The organism is Domibacillus sp. DTU_2020_1001157_1_SI_ALB_TIR_016 (assembly GCF_032341995.1).
Lineage (GTDB): Bacteria > Bacillota > Bacilli > Bacillales > Domibacillaceae > Domibacillus > Domibacillus indicus_A.
Window position 1 is genome coordinate 1071875 of sequence record NZ_CP135439.1, and the last position, 16003, is coordinate 1087877.

At 45.7% G+C, this 16003-nt stretch carries 14 protein-coding genes; 12 read left to right on the forward strand and 2 right to left on the reverse strand.

The genetic code is table 11. From position 1 onward, the window contains the following. Positions 1-67: 67 nt before the first annotated feature. On the forward strand, positions 68-1381 hold the full coding sequence (locus tag RRU94_RS13280) for a DRTGG domain-containing protein (protein WP_315694760.1): 1314 nt from the start codon (positions 68-70) through the stop codon (positions 1379-1381). Positions 1382-1410: 29 nt separating this feature from the next. Here RRU94_RS13280 and RRU94_RS13285 read toward each other — a convergent pair whose 3' ends face one another. Further along, positions 1411-1722, reverse strand: coding sequence for a YtpI family protein (locus tag RRU94_RS13285; RefSeq protein ID WP_315694761.1), 312 nt, complete (start codon positions 1720-1722; stop codon positions 1411-1413). A 96-nt stretch (positions 1723-1818) separates the two neighbouring features. On the opposite strand from RRU94_RS13285, the gene RRU94_RS13290 reads away from it, so the two are divergent. The 8 genes from RRU94_RS13290 to pyk all read left to right on the forward strand — a co-directional run bounded on the left by RRU94_RS13290 (position 1819) and on the right by pyk (position 12713). Continuing rightward, positions 1819-2754 (forward strand): DHH family phosphoesterase, encoded by a 936-nt coding sequence (locus RRU94_RS13290; RefSeq protein WP_315694762.1) that lies wholly within the window; start codon positions 1819-1821, stop codon positions 2752-2754. 74 nt (positions 2755-2828) lie between these two features. After that, entirely contained in the window at positions 2829-6095 is a 3267-nt protein-coding gene (gene dnaE / locus RRU94_RS13295; RefSeq protein ID WP_315694764.1) for a DNA polymerase III subunit alpha, read from the forward strand. Positions 6096-6182: 87 nt separating this feature from the next. After that, positions 6183-7421: an NADP-dependent malic enzyme gene (locus tag RRU94_RS13300; protein WP_315694766.1), complete on the forward strand. Its 1239-nt coding sequence runs from the start codon at positions 6183-6185 to the stop codon at positions 7419-7421. Further along, positions 7422-7955 carry a FadR/GntR family transcriptional regulator gene (locus tag RRU94_RS13305; RefSeq protein ID WP_315694767.1) on the forward strand — a complete coding sequence of 178 codons (534 nt, stop codon included), beginning with the start codon at positions 7422-7424 and terminating at the stop codon, positions 7953-7955. Positions 7956-7967: 12 nt separating this feature from the next. Beyond that, positions 7968-8843 (forward strand): acetyl-CoA carboxylase, carboxyltransferase subunit beta, encoded by an 876-nt coding sequence (gene accD / locus RRU94_RS13310; protein WP_315694768.1) that lies wholly within the window; start codon positions 7968-7970, stop codon positions 8841-8843. Beyond that, positions 8840-9811, forward strand: a complete 972-nt coding sequence (gene accA, locus RRU94_RS13315; RefSeq protein WP_315694769.1) for an acetyl-CoA carboxylase carboxyl transferase subunit alpha — start codon at positions 8840-8842, stop codon at positions 9809-9811. The genes accD and accA overlap by 4 nt, the downstream gene beginning before the upstream one ends. 155 nt (positions 9812-9966) lie before the next feature. Beyond that, a complete protein-coding gene (gene pfkA / locus RRU94_RS13320; RefSeq protein ID WP_242233261.1) occupies positions 9967-10926 on the forward strand; it encodes a 6-phosphofructokinase in 960 nt (319 codons plus the stop codon). 23 nt (positions 10927-10949) lie between these two features. Beyond that, on the forward strand, positions 10950-12713 hold the full coding sequence (gene pyk / locus RRU94_RS13325; RefSeq protein ID WP_315694770.1) for a pyruvate kinase: 1764 nt from the start codon (positions 10950-10952) through the stop codon (positions 12711-12713). Here pyk and RRU94_RS13330 read toward each other — a convergent pair. Further along, positions 12700-13719, reverse strand: a complete 1020-nt coding sequence (locus RRU94_RS13330) for an AI-2E family transporter (protein WP_251269647.1) — start codon at positions 13717-13719, stop codon at positions 12700-12702. The genes pyk and RRU94_RS13330 overlap by 14 nt on opposite strands. A gap of 76 nt (positions 13720-13795) precedes the next feature. On the opposite strand from RRU94_RS13330, the gene RRU94_RS13335 reads away from it, so the two are divergent. The 3 genes from RRU94_RS13335 (at position 13796) to citZ (ending at position 15965) form a co-directional block, all read left to right on the forward strand. Further along, positions 13796-14248: a DUF441 domain-containing protein gene (locus tag RRU94_RS13335; RefSeq protein WP_251269646.1), complete on the forward strand. Its 453-nt coding sequence runs from the start codon at positions 13796-13798 to the stop codon at positions 14246-14248. Between the two features lie 69 nt (positions 14249-14317). After that, positions 14318-14551, forward strand: a complete 234-nt coding sequence (locus tag RRU94_RS13340) for a hypothetical protein (RefSeq protein WP_242233265.1) — start codon at positions 14318-14320, stop codon at positions 14549-14551. A 295-nt stretch (positions 14552-14846) separates the two neighbouring features. After that, positions 14847-15965 carry a citrate synthase gene (citZ, locus tag RRU94_RS13345; RefSeq protein ID WP_251269644.1) on the forward strand — a complete coding sequence of 373 codons (1119 nt, stop codon included), beginning with the start codon at positions 14847-14849 and terminating at the stop codon, positions 15963-15965. The last annotated feature ends 38 nt before the right edge of the window (positions 15966-16003 follow it).

The following is a 16003-nucleotide window of genomic DNA, read 5'->3' on the forward strand; positions in this document are numbered from 1 at the left end:
TTTTTTTCGCTTTATTTTGTTCTATAATTGAAAAAGGAATGAGAGCGGAAAGGGACGGGTGGAGCCAGTGACAACAAAACACGAACAAATTCTTCAATATATTGAGGAATTACCGATCGGTGAAAAAATTTCCGTCCGCCAGATTGCCAAAGCGCTGTCGCTTAGTGAAGGGACTGCTTACCGGGCCATAAAGGATGCTGAGACAAAGGGCATGGTCAGTGCGATTGAGCGTGTCGGCACGATTCGGATCGAGCAAAAGAAAAAAGAGAATATTGAAAAGCTGACGTTTGCAGAGGTTGTGAATATTGTAGACGGACAAGTGCTTGGCGGGCGAAACGGGTTGTATAAAACATTAAATAAGTTTGTCATCGGAGCAATGCAGCTCGAAGCGATGATGCGCTACACAGGACCCGGCAACCTGCTGATTATTGGTAACCGTGTGAAAGCTCATGAGCTCGCTCTTCAAGCGGGTGCTGCTGTCCTCATTACAGGCGGATTTGAGGCAGGCGATGAAATAAAAAAACTGGCCGATGAGCTGGAGATGCCGGTCATCTCAACAAGCTATGATACATTTACTGTAGCAGCTATGATCAACCGGGCGATCTACGATCAGTTGATCAAAAAAGAAATTGTACTAGTTGGGGATATTTTAACACCAGTGGAAAGCAGTGTATTTCTTCAACTTGGAGATACAGTGGGTGACTGGCTGGATAAAAACAAAGAAACATCACACAGCCGGTTTCCGGTTGTGGATGAGCACTTAAAGGTATTCGGTATTGTAACGGCGAAAGATATTATGGGAAGCGGCCGGGAAGTCGGTGTGGAAAAAGTGATGACGAAACACCCGCTTACCGTCACCTTGAAAACAAGTGTGGCCTCAGCCGCCCATATGATGATCTGGGAAGGAATTGAACTGCTGCCAGTCGTAGACGAACAAAATCGTCTGCAGGGTATTGTCAGCCGCCAGGATGTGCTTAAAGCGATGCAAACCGCGCAGCGTCAGCCACAGGCAGCCGAGACCCTCGATGATACAATTGCCAAGCAGCTGATTCTGCCTGATGATCAAAGCGGAAGCGGCAGTTATCAGTTTGAGGTAACCCCGCAAATGACCAACCAGCTCGGCACGGTTTCTTACGGAGTGTTTACAACGATTGTAACCGAAGCCGCAAATCGCGTTTTGCGTGCACATAAACGTGGTGACCTCGTGGTAGAAAATATCACGATTTACTTTTTAAAACCGATTCAGATGGAGTCCATTCTTACGGTTGTCCCCAAAGTGCTGGAAATTGGCCGTAAGTTCGGGAAAGTAGATGTCGAGGTATATAATGCAGGGGTGCTTGCGGGCAAAGCGATGATGATGTGCCAGTTAATTGATCGATAAAAAAGCAGGCGGCCTGCCTGCTTCCTCGGTTACAGCCCATCCATTTTTTCTGCTTCCTGCCGGGCGAATGGCTGGTAATGCCTGTACAATTTAAAACCGGCCGCCATGCTGGCGAAGCCGTACAAAATAAAAATGGCGGAAATAATATAGGCGGTTGTAGTCTGCTGAATAAGCAGTGTATTTACGCCAAACATGCCGACAAATAACCCCAGTACCATACTGGATTTAGCGGACAGCCATTTTCTTTCCATTGGCCGTCTGCTTCTGACATATTGTACTTTATAAAACAAGTAAAACATAAACGATAAAACAATGATGACGACCAAAAAGAAATTAGGCATTCGATGTATTCCTCCGTTTTTTGGCTTCCGTTTTATTGTAACGGGAACAGCGGCGGATTTCCACCGGAAACAAGCCTGTAGAGAAGGGGAAAAAAGTTGAAACAACAGATTATTGATAAAATTAAAGAATACGATACGATCATTCTTCACCGTCACGTACGTCCGGACCCGGACGCATACGGATCACAAGGAGGACTCGCTGAAATAATCCGCGCAACGTTTCCGGAAAAAAACGTTTACACGGTTGGGGCAGAGGAGCAGACGCTTTATTTTATGCGGCGCCTCGATCAAATTGAAGACAGTGTTTATGAAAATGCGCTCGTCATTGTATGTGATACAGCCAACCAGGCGCGAATTTGTGATCAGCGTTTCAAACTTGGCAAAGAAGTGATTAAAATTGATCATCATCCAAATGAGGATCCATACGGCGATCTTCTTTGGGTAGAGGAAGATGCGGCAGCGTGCAGCCAGATGATTTATGAGCTGTTTAAAACATCTGGCGGACAGCTGAAGATCAATGACGAAGCAGCACGCCTTCTTTATGCAGGTATTGTCAGTGATACAGGGCGTTTTTTATACCCGTCTACGACGATTGAGACTATGCAGTGCGCTGGTGAATTGATGCAGTATGCGTTTGACCGGCAGGAGCTGTTTAACCATTTGTATGAAAAAGACGCACATGTCTTGAAGCTTGAAGGATATATCCTCCAGCATTTTGTGATGGATGAATCGGGTGTAGCGGAAGTGCGGCTGACGAAAGAATTGTTAAAGCAATTCGGCGCTACACAAGCTGAAACCTCTCTGCTTGTCAGCATTTTAAGCGGTGTAAAAGGCATTAAAGCGTGGGTCTTCTTTATTGAAGAAGAAGATCAAATCCGCGTGCGCTTCCGCTCTAAGGGGCCTGTCATTAATGGGCTGGCGATGAAGCACGGAGGCGGCGGCCATGCGCTTGCGGCAGGGGCAAGTGTGTATTCATGGGAAGAAGCAGACCAAGTATTAGTAGATTTAAAAAATCTTGTAGCAGGACAATAAAGGAGAAATTTTTCTCCTTTCTTTTTATATTAAAAAGAGAACGTATATTCAGATTGTGAGAGGAGTGAAAAGAAGTGATCCAGCTGGAAACGGAAACGGCATACAGCTTTCGCGGCGCGACGCTCACGCCAGAGCAAATCGCTCAAAAAACGCAGGAAGCGGGCCAAAAGGCGGTCGCGCTGACAGATTGGAACAACCTGCATGCAGCTATTCCTTTTTATCTTGCCTGCCAAAAGCGCGGCATTAAGCCTATTATGGGATTAAAAGCGGAAGTGGAAGCCCAGCAGGAGAGTGATCGGGCATATCCGCTTCTTTTGTACGCGCAAAATGATAATGGCTTTTCAAACTTAATTAAAATTTCCAGTGCTCTGCAGACAAAAGCAGAAGCCGGTCTTCCGCTTCGCTGGCTGAACGGATATGCCAAGGATCTGATTGCCGTTCTGCCAGGCCTAGATGGTGATCCTTCCGGGGAAGCACTGGCTTTTTTTAAAGAGATTTTTCAGCATTTTTATATCGGGCTTCGTGGAACGCGGGCTGAACGTTTTTTAATAGAAAAAGCAAGGGCTGACGGCATTCCGGTTGTAGCCATTGGCCATGTTCAGTATGCCGATCCAGCAGGCGCTTTTGCTTCAGCATGCCTCCAGGCCATCCGGGACAACCGGCTTATTGAACCGGAAGAAGAATTAACGGAAGCGGCGTATGCTTTTAAGTCCGAGGCTGAATGGAAGGAACTCTATCAAGATATTCCGGAAGCAATGGACAATACAGCGGTTATTGCCAAGCTCTGCAATGTAAACATAAAATTTGGCAGCAGACTTCTTCCTGCATTTCCTCTGCCAGAGGGAGAAAGTGCCGATGAACGGCTGAAAAATTTATGTATGGAAGGGCTGAGGGACCGAAGTGATTCAGCTTATATAGAGCGCCTTTCCTACGAGCTGTCTGTAATCAGCAGAATGAATTTCAGTGATTACTTTTTAATTGTTCATGATTTTGTACACTTTGCCAAAAAACAAGGAATTCTGACAGGGCCGGGCCGGGGATCCGCTGCCGGATCTCTTGTAGCCTTTGCCCTTGGTATTACCGCAGTAGATCCTATCCGCCATAATCTCTTATTTGAGCGGTTTTTAAATCCGGAGCGGATTACGATGCCGGATATTGATATTGATTTTCCAGATTATCGTCGTGATGAGGTAATCCGGTACATCGCTCAAAAATATGGTGCTGTTCACGCCGCGCAAATTGTAACGTTCGGTACATTATCAGCTAAAGCGGTGATGAGAGACACAGCCAGGGTCTTCGGTTTTGACAGCGGAGAATTATCACGGCTGTCAAAGCTTATTTCGTCGACACCAGGAACAAAGCTTTCGCAGGTTAACTTAGAGGGCTGGCGGGCGGAGTCACCTGTTCATGAACGCATTTATCAAACGGCACTCCGCCTGGAAGGACTGCCGCGCCATACCTCTACACATGCAGCGGGTATCGTGATGACTGAAAAGCCGCTCACTGACCATGTGCCCATCATGAAGGGGCATGACGAGGTGTATTTAACGCAATATCCAATGGAGCCGCTTGAGCAGCTGGGGCTTTTAAAAATAGATTTGCTGGGCTTGCGCAATTTAACAACAATCGAACGAATCATCGCTTCTATTCGAAGAAAAACCGGCCGGAGGATAGACTTATTGTCGCTTTCGCTAGATGATCATGATGTTTTCAAGCTGCTTGGAGAAGGAAAAACAGCCGGTATTTTTCAATTTGAATCTGAAGGAATGAAAAATGTTCTCACGCAGCTGCAGCCAAACCGCTTCGAAGATATGGTAGCCGTGAATGCCTTATACCGCCCCGGCCCAATGGAACAGATTCCTACCTATATTAAACGGCGGCATGGACAGGAATCGCTTCAATATCCACATCCCGTTTTAAAAGAGATACTAGAGCCGACGTATGGCATTATTGTCTATCAGGAGCAGATTATTCAAATCGCTGTGCAGCTAGCCGGCTTCACACCCGGAGAAGCCGATTTGCTGCGCCGTGCTGTAAGCAAAAAGAAAAAAGAGACATTGGAGCAGGAGCGAAAACATTTTGTCAGTGGTGCTGTTCAAAACGGTGTGGATGAAAACATCGCTCTTTTCGTGTACGACTTGATTGTCCGGTTTGCTGACTACGGCTTTAACCGAAGCCATGCGGTTGCCTACAGTATGATCGCATACTGGCTTGCCTGGCTGAAGGTTCATTATCCTGCCCATTTTCTAGCAGCGCTTTTGCAATCTCAAACGGGAAATGAAGAAAAGATGCGGCAATACGCAGCGGAGGCAGCGGAGTATGATCTTTCTTTTCTCGCACCCTCTGTTAATATGAGCGGCTATTCATTTCAAGCCGAACAAGGTGGGATTCGATTTGGTCTTGTGCCGATAAAAGGAGTGGGCCAGACGGTTGCCAAAACGATTATAGAGGAGCGCAAAGAGAGCCGTTTTCAGGATTTGTTTGATTTCTGCCAGCGGGTTCCGGTGAATATTGTGAATCGAAAAGCAATCGAATCACTGATTTATGCAGGAGCGATGGATGAGTTTGGCCAGGATCGTGCGGTGCTGCTGGCCAGTATTGATGCCGCCATAGAACACGCAGCTCTTATTCAGCCGGATGAAGGGAGTTTATTTGAAGGGCTTGGTGTATCGTTCCATCCTAAATATGCGGACGTAACTGGACTTCCCGTAGATATAAAACTGGAAAAAGAACGGGAAATGCTCGGTCTGTATGTTTCGGATCACCCGATAGCGCTTCATCGAAAGGTGCTTGCTCAAGCCGGTGCCGTTCCGGTGATAAAGGTTCAAGCCAGCCGAAAAGTCATCACAGCAGGAATGATCGGAAGCATTCGTGAGATCCGCACGAAAAAAGGCGATAAAATGGCTTTTTCCTCTATTGCAGATGAAACAGGAGAGCGGGAAATGATCTTATTTCCGGAAGTGTACCGAAAACATGGCCCATTTATTGAAAAAGGGAAAGCTGTACTTTTAAAAGGAGCAGCAGAAGAACGAAACGGCAGTCTCCAGCTTATTGTTCAGTCTCTTGAACCGATTCAAGAAGGAATAAACAAAACGATGGAGAAAAAACAAGTTCTTTTTATCCAGCTGCCGGAAGGAAAAGGAGAAAGTGAGCTGGCAGGCTGGGTAGTGGAAGAGCTTCAGCTTTATCCGGGCCAGGCCTCGGTGGTGATCCATTATGAAAGGACGAAGGAAACAGTAAGGCTCGGGCCGAAGTATAAAGTATCACCGAAAGAAGAGTTGATTGAGGGGCTGAAAAAAAGGTGTGGAACACGCAACGTTGTGCTTAAATCCTTTGACTAACCTTTACAATTCGGGCTGAATCGTTTAAAGTATTATATTGAATTGTGTGGTCTGACCACTTAAAGGAGAAAAAGAGGAGCTGGCAGAATGTCGAATCGGGAAGAAGCGCTTCAAATGCATAAAGAAAATCACGGTAAATTGTCGACCGGTATTAAAACAGTTGTGAAAAATGCAAAAGACTTAAGTCTTGCTTATTCACCTGGTGTGGCAGAGCCGTGCAAAGAAATTTATGAAAAGCCAGAAACCGTGTATGATTATACAATGAAGGGCAATATGGTAGCGGTTGTCTCAGACGGCACTGCAGTGCTTGGACTGGGCAATATTGGCCCGGAAGCCTCTCTTCCGGTTATGGAAGGAAAAGCTGTGCTGTTTAAGAGCTTTGCAGGAGTAGATGCTTTTCCAATCTGCTTAAACTCAACGGATCCAGAAAAAATCATTGAAACGGTTAAAATGATGGAGCCGACATTTGGCGGCGTAAACTTAGAAGATATTGCGGCTCCGAACTGCTTTGTGATTGAGGAGCGGCTGAAGAAAGAAACAAATATCCCTGTTTTCCATGATGATCAGCACGGTACTGCTATTGTGACAGTAGCCGGTTTAATTAATGCCCTTAAGCTGACAGGAAAAAAAATGACGGACATTAAAGTAGTGGCAAATGGTGCGGGTGCGGCAGGTATTGCTATTATTAAATTGTTAAAAGGATATGGCTTGCAAAATATTATTATGTGTGACTCGCGCGGAGCCATTTACGAAGGGCGCCCAGAGGGCATGAATCCCGTAAAAGACGAAGTTGCGAAGTTTACGAACCGCGAGAAAAAAGCCGGCAGCCTTGCTGATGTTATTGAAGGAGCGGACGTATTCATCGGAGTATCGGTAGCGGGTGCGCTAACGAAAGAAATGATCCAAACGATGAACGAAGAACCTATTATTTTTGCGATGGCAAACCCAACACCGGAAATTATGCCGGAAGAAGCAAAAGCAGCCGGAGCAAAAGTAATCGGAACCGGCCGTTCTGATTTTCCGAACCAGGTAAACAATGTGCTGGCTTTTCCGGGCATTTTCCGCGGGGCATTAGATGTCCGTGCCACACATATAAATGAAAAAATGAAACAAGCTGCTGTAGAAGCGATTGCCAGCCTTGTGGCTGAAGAAGACCTTCATGCCGATTATGTAATTCCAGGTCCTTTTGACCCCCGGGTTGCGCCAGCCGTAGCAGCGGCTGTAGCAAAAGCCGGCATGGAAACAGGCGTGGCGCGCCGGAAAGTAGAACCGGAGGATGTTCGCCAAAAAACTATGCAGCTGTCATTGATTGGCAAAGGTGAATAAATGACTGGTTCTGTGCGCCCGCCATCAAAATTTTTGGCTGCCATTGCACAAATTCAGGAAATGATCAAAAGGGACCGCCTTCGGCCCGGAGATAAAATTCCTTCAGAGCGCGAGCTTTCAGACAAGCTTTCCATCGGGCGTTCATCAGTTCGTGAAGCATTGCGGGCGCTCGAACTGCTGGGGCTTATTGAAACGCGGCGCGGCGAAGGGACTTTTCTGCGTGACTTCAAAGACCATCAGCTTGTCCCGCTTATCGGTACCTTTCTTTTTGATGGCGACCAAACAAAAGAGGAACTTCACGATGTAAAGGCGATCTTGGAGCTCGGCTGTCTCGCCATTTTGGCGGGAAAAGCCGATTTAGATTCAATAGAGCTGACAGGTTCTTTTGAGGAGCTGACAGGTAAAACCGGCAATCGACTCCTGCAAAACATATGGATGATTATTTCAAATTACGCAGGAAGCGATCCGGACCATGAACGGCTCCAAAAGCTGCTGGTATCAGCCAGACAAATTCAGTATTCAAAACGCCAGTAAAGGGGTGGGACAATGGCGATTAAAAATATGTTTACCAAACAAAAACCAAAAAAAATAAAATATGCAACCATTCCTTCGGAGGCAGCCAAGCAGGATGTTCCAGAAGGCATCATGCAAAAGTGTCCGAAGTGCAAAAAAATCATGTATACGAAAGAACTGGAAAAAAATCTTCATGTTTGCATGGGCTGCGGGTATCATTATCCGATGAAGGCCTTTGAACGAATCGAAAGCCTTCTCGATGAAGGATCTTTCCGTGAACTTGATGCAGAGCTTTCAACAGCTAATCCGCTCGAGTTTCCTGATTATGAAGAAAAAATAGCGGCTGACCGAAAGAAAACCGGGCTCAATGAAGCGATTGTCACAGGTGTTGGAGCCATCGATGGCCATCAGGCCGCTTTTGCGTTCATGGACTCATCTTTCCGGATGGGCAGCATGGGTTCAGTGGTGGGTGAGAAAATTACCCGTGCCGTTGAAGAAGCGATTCGTCTGCAAATTCCTTTTATTATCTTTACCGCTTCTGGCGGAGCGCGGATGCAGGAGGGCGTATTGTCACTTATGCAAATGGCGAAAACAGGGGCTGCTTTTAAACGTCTCAGCGACCGGGGCGGGCTCATTATTTCTGTAATGACGCATCCAACAACAGGCGGTGTATCGGCGAGCTTTGCATCTCTCGGCGACTTTAACTTTGCAGAGCCGGGCGCGCTGATTGGATTTGCCGGGCGGCGGATTATTGAGCAAACCATTCGCGAAAAGCTGCCGGAAGATTTTCAAACAGCTGAATTTTTGCTTCAGTGCGGACAGCTTGATGCCGTTCTGCACAGAAAAGAAATGAAAGAAAAGCTTTCATTTTTACTCGATATCCATCAAACGGGCGGTGTAAAACAATGACAGGACTTGAATTTGAAAAGCCGGTCCGTGACCTGCAGGAAAAAATAGCCGAGCTTAAGAATTTCACCTCTAGCTCTGATGTAGACTTGTCAGATGAAATTGAAAAGCTTGAGCTGCGTTTAAAAAAGCTTGAAGATGACATTTACAACAGCATGACACCTTGGGATCGTGTTCAAATGGCACGCCATCCAAATCGTCCAACCACACTGGATTACATTCCTTTCTTGTTTGAAGGATTTTTCGAACTTCATGGAGACCGTGCATACGGCGATGATGCAGCCATCGTAGCAGGGGTGGCAAAGTACCATGGCCAGCCGGTAACGGTGATTGGACATCAGCGGGGACGCGATACAAAAGAAAACATTCAGCGTACGTTTGGCATGCCCCACCCGGAAGGCTACCGGAAAGCACTTCGTTTAATGAAACAGGCAGAAAAGTTTAACCGCCCGATCATTTGCTTAATTGATACAAAAGGTGCGTATCCGGGCAAAGCGGCGGAGGAGCGGGGACAAAGTGAAGCCATTGCCCGCAATATTTTTGAAATGGCAGGCTTAACCGTACCAATTATCTGCATCGTTATTGGTGAAGGAGGTAGTGGAGGAGCTTTAGCACTCGGTGTTGGTGACCGTCTGTTTATGCTTGAAAACTCTACGTACTCGGTTATCTCACCTGAGGGAGCGGCAGCTTTATTATGGAAAGATGCGAGTCTCGCGAAGCGTGCAGCAGAAACGATGAAAATTACAGCTCGGGATTTGCGCTCACTCGGTATTGTGGATGAAATTATTCCAGAGGTGCGGGGCGGAGCACACCGTGATGCAAAAGAGCAGGCGCAGCTGATTGACCAAGTGTTGTATCCGGCCATGAAAGAGCTGCAGGGCATTGATCAAGCAAACCTGGTTGACCAGCGTTATGAAAAATACAAACGAATCGGCGGCTATGCTGAACAAAAAACCGGCCTGAATAATTAATATTCAGGACCGGTTTTTTCCATGCATAGGCATTTTCTTAGTGGTAACGCTTACTTATTGAGTAAACATTGTGAACGGGAAAACGTTCTGTTATCTTAAAAGAGGGTAGGCATACAAAAGATGCAACTGACAAAAATTTTTAGAGGTGACAAGATATGAAACGAATTGGTGTATTAACAAGTGGCGGGGATGCACCTGGAATGAATGCAGCCGTGCGTGCTGTTGTCCGGAAAGCAATTTACCACGACATGGAAGTATTCGGTGTTTATCAGGGATATCATGGCTTAATTAATGGGCATATTAAACAATTAGATCGTGGTTCGGTCGGCGATATTATTCACCGGGGCGGAACGATGCTGCGCTCAGCCCGCTGTTTGGAATTTAAAACGCTTGAAGGCCAAAAGCAGGGTATCGAGCAAATGGAGAAGTTTGGGATCGAAGGATTAGTGGTAATCGGTGGAGACGGTTCTTACATGGGTGCGAAAGCATTAACAGAGCATGGCTTTCCGTGTGTCGGTGTGCCTGGAACAATCGATAACGACATTCCCGGAACAGAATTTACAATTGGCTTTGATACAGCTTTAAATACAGTCATCGACGCGATCGATAAAATCCGGGATACAGCCAGCTCTCATGAGCGCACATTCATTGTAGAAGTGATGGGCCGTCATGCCGGCGATCTAGCGCTTTGGTCAGGCCTTGCAGGCGGTGCGGAAACCATTCTTATTCCGGAAGCACCTTACGATATGAACAAAATTGCGGCCAAGCTGAAACGCAGCCAGGAGCGCGGTAAAAAACACAGTATTATCGTCGTAGCAGAAGGCGTCATGACAGGCAGCAAATTTGGTGCTATTATTGAAGAGTTGACAGGATTCGACACGCGTGTTTCCGTTTTGGGCCATATGCAGCGCGGAGGCTCACCGAGCGCAGCAGACCGAGTGCTCGCCAGCCGTCTTGGTGCACATGCAGTGGAATTACTTCTAGAAGGAAAAGGCGGTCGTGCTGTCGGGATCGAACAAAACCAAATTGTTGATTACGACATTATTGAGGCGCTCTCAAAACCGCATAAAGTCGATCAGCGTATGTATGAACTATCGCAAGAACTGTCGATTTAATCACAAAAATGGAGGAACTATCAATGCAAAAAACGAAAATCGTCTGTACAATTGGACCAGCAAGCGAAAGCCTTGAAACGCTTCAATCATTAATGAACGCAGGCATGAATGTTGCACGCTTAAACTTTTCTCACGGAAGCCATGAAGAGCATGGAGCGCGCATTCAAAACATTCGCCAGGCAGCAAAAAACACAGGGAAAACTGTTGCGATTTTGCTCGATACAAAAGGTCCTGAAATTCGTACACATAACATGGAAAACGGAGCTATTGAGCTTGAAAGCGGCAAAGATGCTGTTATTTCCATGACAGAAGTATTGGGGACACCTGAAAAGTTTTCGATCACTTACTCAGGTTTGATTGATGATGTGGAGCCAGGTTCAAGTATTTTGCTTGATGACGGCTTGATTGGTCTTTTGGTTACAGGCATTGATCGTGAAAAAGGCGAAATCGGCGTTCGGATTTTAAACAGCGGTACATTAAAAAATAAAAAAGGTGTAAACGTACCAGGCGTTTCTGTTAAATTGCCAGGTATTACAGAAAAAGATGCAGACGATATCCGTTTTGGTATCGAGCAGGGTGTCGACTTTATCGCTGCTTCTTTTGTACGCCGCACATCTGACGTATTGGATATTCGTGAGCTGCTAGAAAAAAACAATGCTACTCACATTCAAATCATCCCGAAAATTGAAAACCAAGAAGGCGTTGATAACATCGATGACATTCTTGAAGTATCAGACGGGCTGATGGTTGCACGTGGCGATCTTGGTGTGGAAATTCCGGCTGAAGAAGTGCCGATCGTACAAAAGAAACTGATTAAAAAGTGTAATCTGCTTGGCAAACCAGTTATTACGGCTACACAAATGCTTGATTCTATGCAGCGTAACCCGCGTCCAACACGTGCGGAAGCAAGTGACGTAGCAAATGCGATTTTCGATGGAACAGATGCGATTATGCTGTCAGGTGAAACAGCAGCCGGTTCATATCCGCTTGAAGCAGTAAAAACGATGCACAACATCGCAGTCCGCGCAGAAGCAGAGCTGCAAATGAGAGATATTCCACCTCGCCGCCGCAACAATACAGGCCGTATGACTATGACAGACGCTATTGGCCAGTCTGTAGCTAAAACGGCAGAAGCATTGGAAGTAAAAGCGATTATCGCGCCAACGTCAAGCGGACATACTGCACGGATGATTTCACGTTACCGTTCTAAAGCATCTATCTATGCTGTAACAGACAGCGAACGCGTAATGAGAAGCTTATCACTTGTCTGGGGTGTGTTCCCGGTTATGGGGCTTAGTGTGTCTTCAACAGATGATATGCTGGATAACGCGATTGTCCACTGCCTTGATGAAGGGCTGATCAGCCACGGTGAGCTTGTTGTTATTACAGCGGGTGTGCCAGTAGGTGAATCTGGAACAACGAACTTAATGAAAATTCATGTTGTTGGTGACATTCTTGTGAAAGCACAAGGTATCGGCCGTCATTCAGCATATGGAAGAGTTGTTACAGCTAAAACAGCTTCTGAAGCCATTGAAAAAGTAAAGCCGGGCGATATTCTTGTCACATACGGAACAGATCGTGAAATGATGCCTGCCATTGAAAAATGCAGTGCCCTTATTACAGAAGAAGGCGGATTAACAAGCCATGCAGCTGTAGTTGGCATCAATCTTGGCATTCCGGTTATCGTGGATGTTGAGGGAGCTCTTAATACGTTCTCAGATGGCCAGGAAATTACAGTAGATGCGGCACGCGGTATTATTTACAACGGTCACGCTAACGTTTTGTAAAAAACAAACCAGCTTGATGAATAGACAAACCAAGAAGCAAAAATAAGGGTGCTGTGATGAGCCCGAAAACGCCGGTTAAATGGTAGCCTGCAAATGCTGCAAATAAAACGGCCAGGGGATGAAGGCCCGCTGAATCGGAAACAAGCTTCGGTTCAAGCAGCTGGCGTACAAGAACAAGGGTCGTATATAAAACAGCAGTGAAAATGGCTGCGTGGGTTTGTCCAGTAAGAAGGCAGAAGAAAATCCAGGGTACAAACAAAAGGATAGAGCCGACAATGGGAATAAACTCAAGAACGGCCGTTAAAAAAGCCAGCTCCAGTATATGAGGAGTACCCAGCAGAAAAAAGCCTGCGCATGCTGCTGTAAAAGTAACAGTAAACAGCTTTAATTGTGCGTATCCATAGGCGTACAAGGAAAAAGAAAAGGTATTGGCTGCACGGGCTGTTTTGGCACGGATGGATTCGGGCAAAAGAGAGAGAAAAAAAGAGCCGTCTTTTGCCATGAAAAAAGCAGCCAGCAGAGCAATCAGCAATTGGGTGGCTGTACCTGGAAGCGAGAGAAAGTAAAAAGTGCCTGCAAGAAGCCACTTTCCAGCGGATTCCTCAACGGTGTGAGCAGCCGCCGTTTCGACCGTGTGCAGATATTGCAGCAAAAGAGCAAGCTGGTCTTTTGTTAAAAAATTCATCATGCTTTGAAGCAGCTGCTCCAAATGCATAACGGCAATAGGAATATAATGAGGAATCACCGTATGCAGATGGGAAACGGTCCGGGCGCTAATCCAGGCGAACAGAAGGCACCCTGCTGACAGAAGCAGAAGAATCCAGACCATTGATACACATACAGCCACAGTCCGGGAGGCATTCGTCTTTCTTTGAATAAAGTGGGCTGGTCTATGTAACACAGCGGCAAAAAATGCCCCAGCTAAAAATGGCTTGAAAATTGGCAGGAGCCAGTAAATAAGCAGAAAAATTGCACTGGCAATAAGATATTGAACAATGATCCGCATGGTACATGCCCCCGTTTCTATACTACTCGTATGAGAAAAAGGGCACGGCCATGCGTCTTTTTTTAGGAGTGAAGTTATGCAGGCGTTTTTATTTTTGCTTCTGCTGACAGCAATCAGCATTGTAGCCAAAAACCAATCATTGCTTATTGCTTCGGTATTCTTACTGGCCTTAAAAGCAATAGGCCTTGATCTGAAGTGGTTTGATATGATGCAGAAAAACGGAATAAATTGGGGGGTTACGGTAATCACAATTGCGGTACTCGTCCCCATTGCAACAGGGGCGATTGGCTTTAGGGAATTGGGCGCAGCTCTGAAATCACCGTATGCCTGGATCGCTCTTACAGCCGGCATTTTAGTAGCGCTCATTGCAAAAGGAGGAATCGTGCTTTTAGCCGATGATCCCCATATTACAACAGCGCTGGTGCTTGGCACCGTACTAGCAGTCGCTCTTTTTAATGGAGTTCCAGTCGGGCCGTTAATTGGTGCCGGCATCGCGTATTATGCAATGAAGATGTTTTCTGTACTTTAGCAGAAAAAATGAAACTTTTTCAATGCTTCTTCGTATGAATACACAATAAGATAAAAGGAGCTGGATGTGTTGTTAAACAAAAATCCGGGTATTGCCGCTGTCTTAAGTGTATTCTGGACGGGTGTCGGGCAAATTTATAACGGCCAGATTATGAAAGGTTTAATTTTAATTGTTGTGCAGATGATTAATGCAGCCTTGATGTTTGTGCTGATTGGGTTTATCACTTATCCGCTTGTATGGATCTGGGGCATTTATGATGCTTACAAAACAGCGGACAGAATGAACAGACGGTCTGACTTTTAAACTAAAACTTACTATAATACCATAAATTCCGGGTATGTTACGCCCGGAATTTTACTGTTTTCAAAAAAAATTCGAACAATTTGGCACGTTTTGATTCACAAACTTGCTCACATTGTTTATAATAAGCAATGTAAGCGCACACCTTTTTGAACATTTAAGTAATTTTGTTTTAAAAGGAGCACGTAATTTACATATGCTTTTTTATTTATAAAATGGTACTGAGCAGTTGCTCGGCATACATATACAAATAAAAAAGCGGGTAACGGGGAAATAAACAAGCGAAGGAGAGATAATTATGACTACTGCACGCGGACTCGAGGGAGTAGTGGCTACAACATCGTCTGTCAGCTCTATTATTGATGACACACTTACATACGCAGGATACAATATTGATGATCTGACAGAGAATGCAAGCTTTGAAGAAGTAATTTATTTGCTTTGGCATCGCCGTCTTCCAACACAAGCGCAGCTGGATGAACTGAAAGAGCAGCTTTCGGAAAACTATACAATTCCAAAAGAAATTTTGGATCATTTTAAAATGTATCCAATTGAGAAAGTTCATCCAATGGCGGCGCTTCGTTCATCTGTGTCACTGCTTGGCCTTTACGATGAAGAAGCTGATGTTATGACAGATGAAGCCAACTACCGTAAAGCGATTCGCATCCAGGCGAAGATTCCGGCGCTTGTGACAGCATTCTCACGCATTCGTAAAGGGGAAGAACCGATTGCACCGAAAAAGGAGTACGGTATCGCCGAGAACTTCTTATATATGCTTTCTGGTAATGAACCAACAGCCGTAGAAGTTGAAGCATTTGATAAAGCCCTTGTTCTTCACGCAGATCATGAGCTTAATGCGTCTACTTTTACAGCCCGTGTATGTGTCGCTACTTTGTCAGATATGTATTCAGGTGTAACTGCAGCTCTTGGCGCTTTAAAAGGGCCTCTTCATGGCGGCGCAAACGAGCAGGTTATGAAAATGCTTACAGAAATCGGTTCAGCGGATAACGTAGAACCGTATATTCTTGAGAAGCTCAATAACAAAGAAAAGATCATGGGCTTCGGTCACCGCGTATACCGCCAGGGCGATCCACGGGCTAAACACCTTCGTGAAATGTCTAAGCGTTTAACAGAGCAGAACGGTGAAGCAGAGCTTTATAACATGTCTATCGAAATTGAAAGTCTTGTTACAGGAAGCAAAAATCTGCCGCCAAACGTAGACTTCTATTCAGCATCCGTTTATCACAGCCTTGGTATTGAGCATGATTTGTTCACGCCAATCTTTGCTGTAAGCCGTGCATCAGGCTGGATTGCACATATTCTTGAACAGTATGCCAACAACAGACTGATCCGTCCGAGAGCTGAATATACAGGTCCGGATATGCAAAAATACGTACCTATTAGTGAACGCGTATAATTAAGAAAGCATTTGCAAAAAAATAAATAACTAGTGTA

What these genes read in the sequence shown, in the direction of transcription:
- RRU94_RS13285 (WP_315694761.1), bottom strand. Translation starts at nt 1,722, where the DNA reads ATGCCTAATTTCTTTTTGGTCGTCATCATTGTTTTATCGTTTATGTTT.
- RRU94_RS13300 (WP_315694766.1), top strand. Translation starts at nt 6,183, where the DNA reads ATGTCGAATCGGGAAGAAGCGCTTCAAATGCATAAAGAAAATCACGGT.
- RRU94_RS13305 (WP_315694767.1), top strand. Translation starts at nt 7,422, where the DNA reads ATGACTGGTTCTGTGCGCCCGCCATCAAAATTTTTGGCTGCCATTGCA.
- accD (WP_315694768.1), top strand. Translation starts at nt 7,968, where the DNA reads ATGGCGATTAAAAATATGTTTACCAAACAAAAACCAAAAAAAATAAAA.
- accA (WP_315694769.1), top strand. Translation starts at nt 8,840, where the DNA reads ATGACAGGACTTGAATTTGAAAAGCCGGTCCGTGACCTGCAGGAAAAA.
- pfkA (WP_242233261.1), top strand. Translation starts at nt 9,967, where the DNA reads ATGAAACGAATTGGTGTATTAACAAGTGGCGGGGATGCACCTGGAATG.
- pyk (WP_315694770.1), top strand. Translation starts at nt 10,950, where the DNA reads ATGCAAAAAACGAAAATCGTCTGTACAATTGGACCAGCAAGCGAAAGC.
- RRU94_RS13330 (WP_251269647.1), bottom strand. Translation starts at nt 13,719, where the DNA reads ATGCGGATCATTGTTCAATATCTTATTGCCAGTGCAATTTTTCTGCTT.
- RRU94_RS13335 (WP_251269646.1), top strand. Translation starts at nt 13,796, where the DNA reads ATGCAGGCGTTTTTATTTTTGCTTCTGCTGACAGCAATCAGCATTGTA.
- citZ (WP_251269644.1), top strand. Translation starts at nt 14,847, where the DNA reads ATGACTACTGCACGCGGACTCGAGGGAGTAGTGGCTACAACATCGTCT.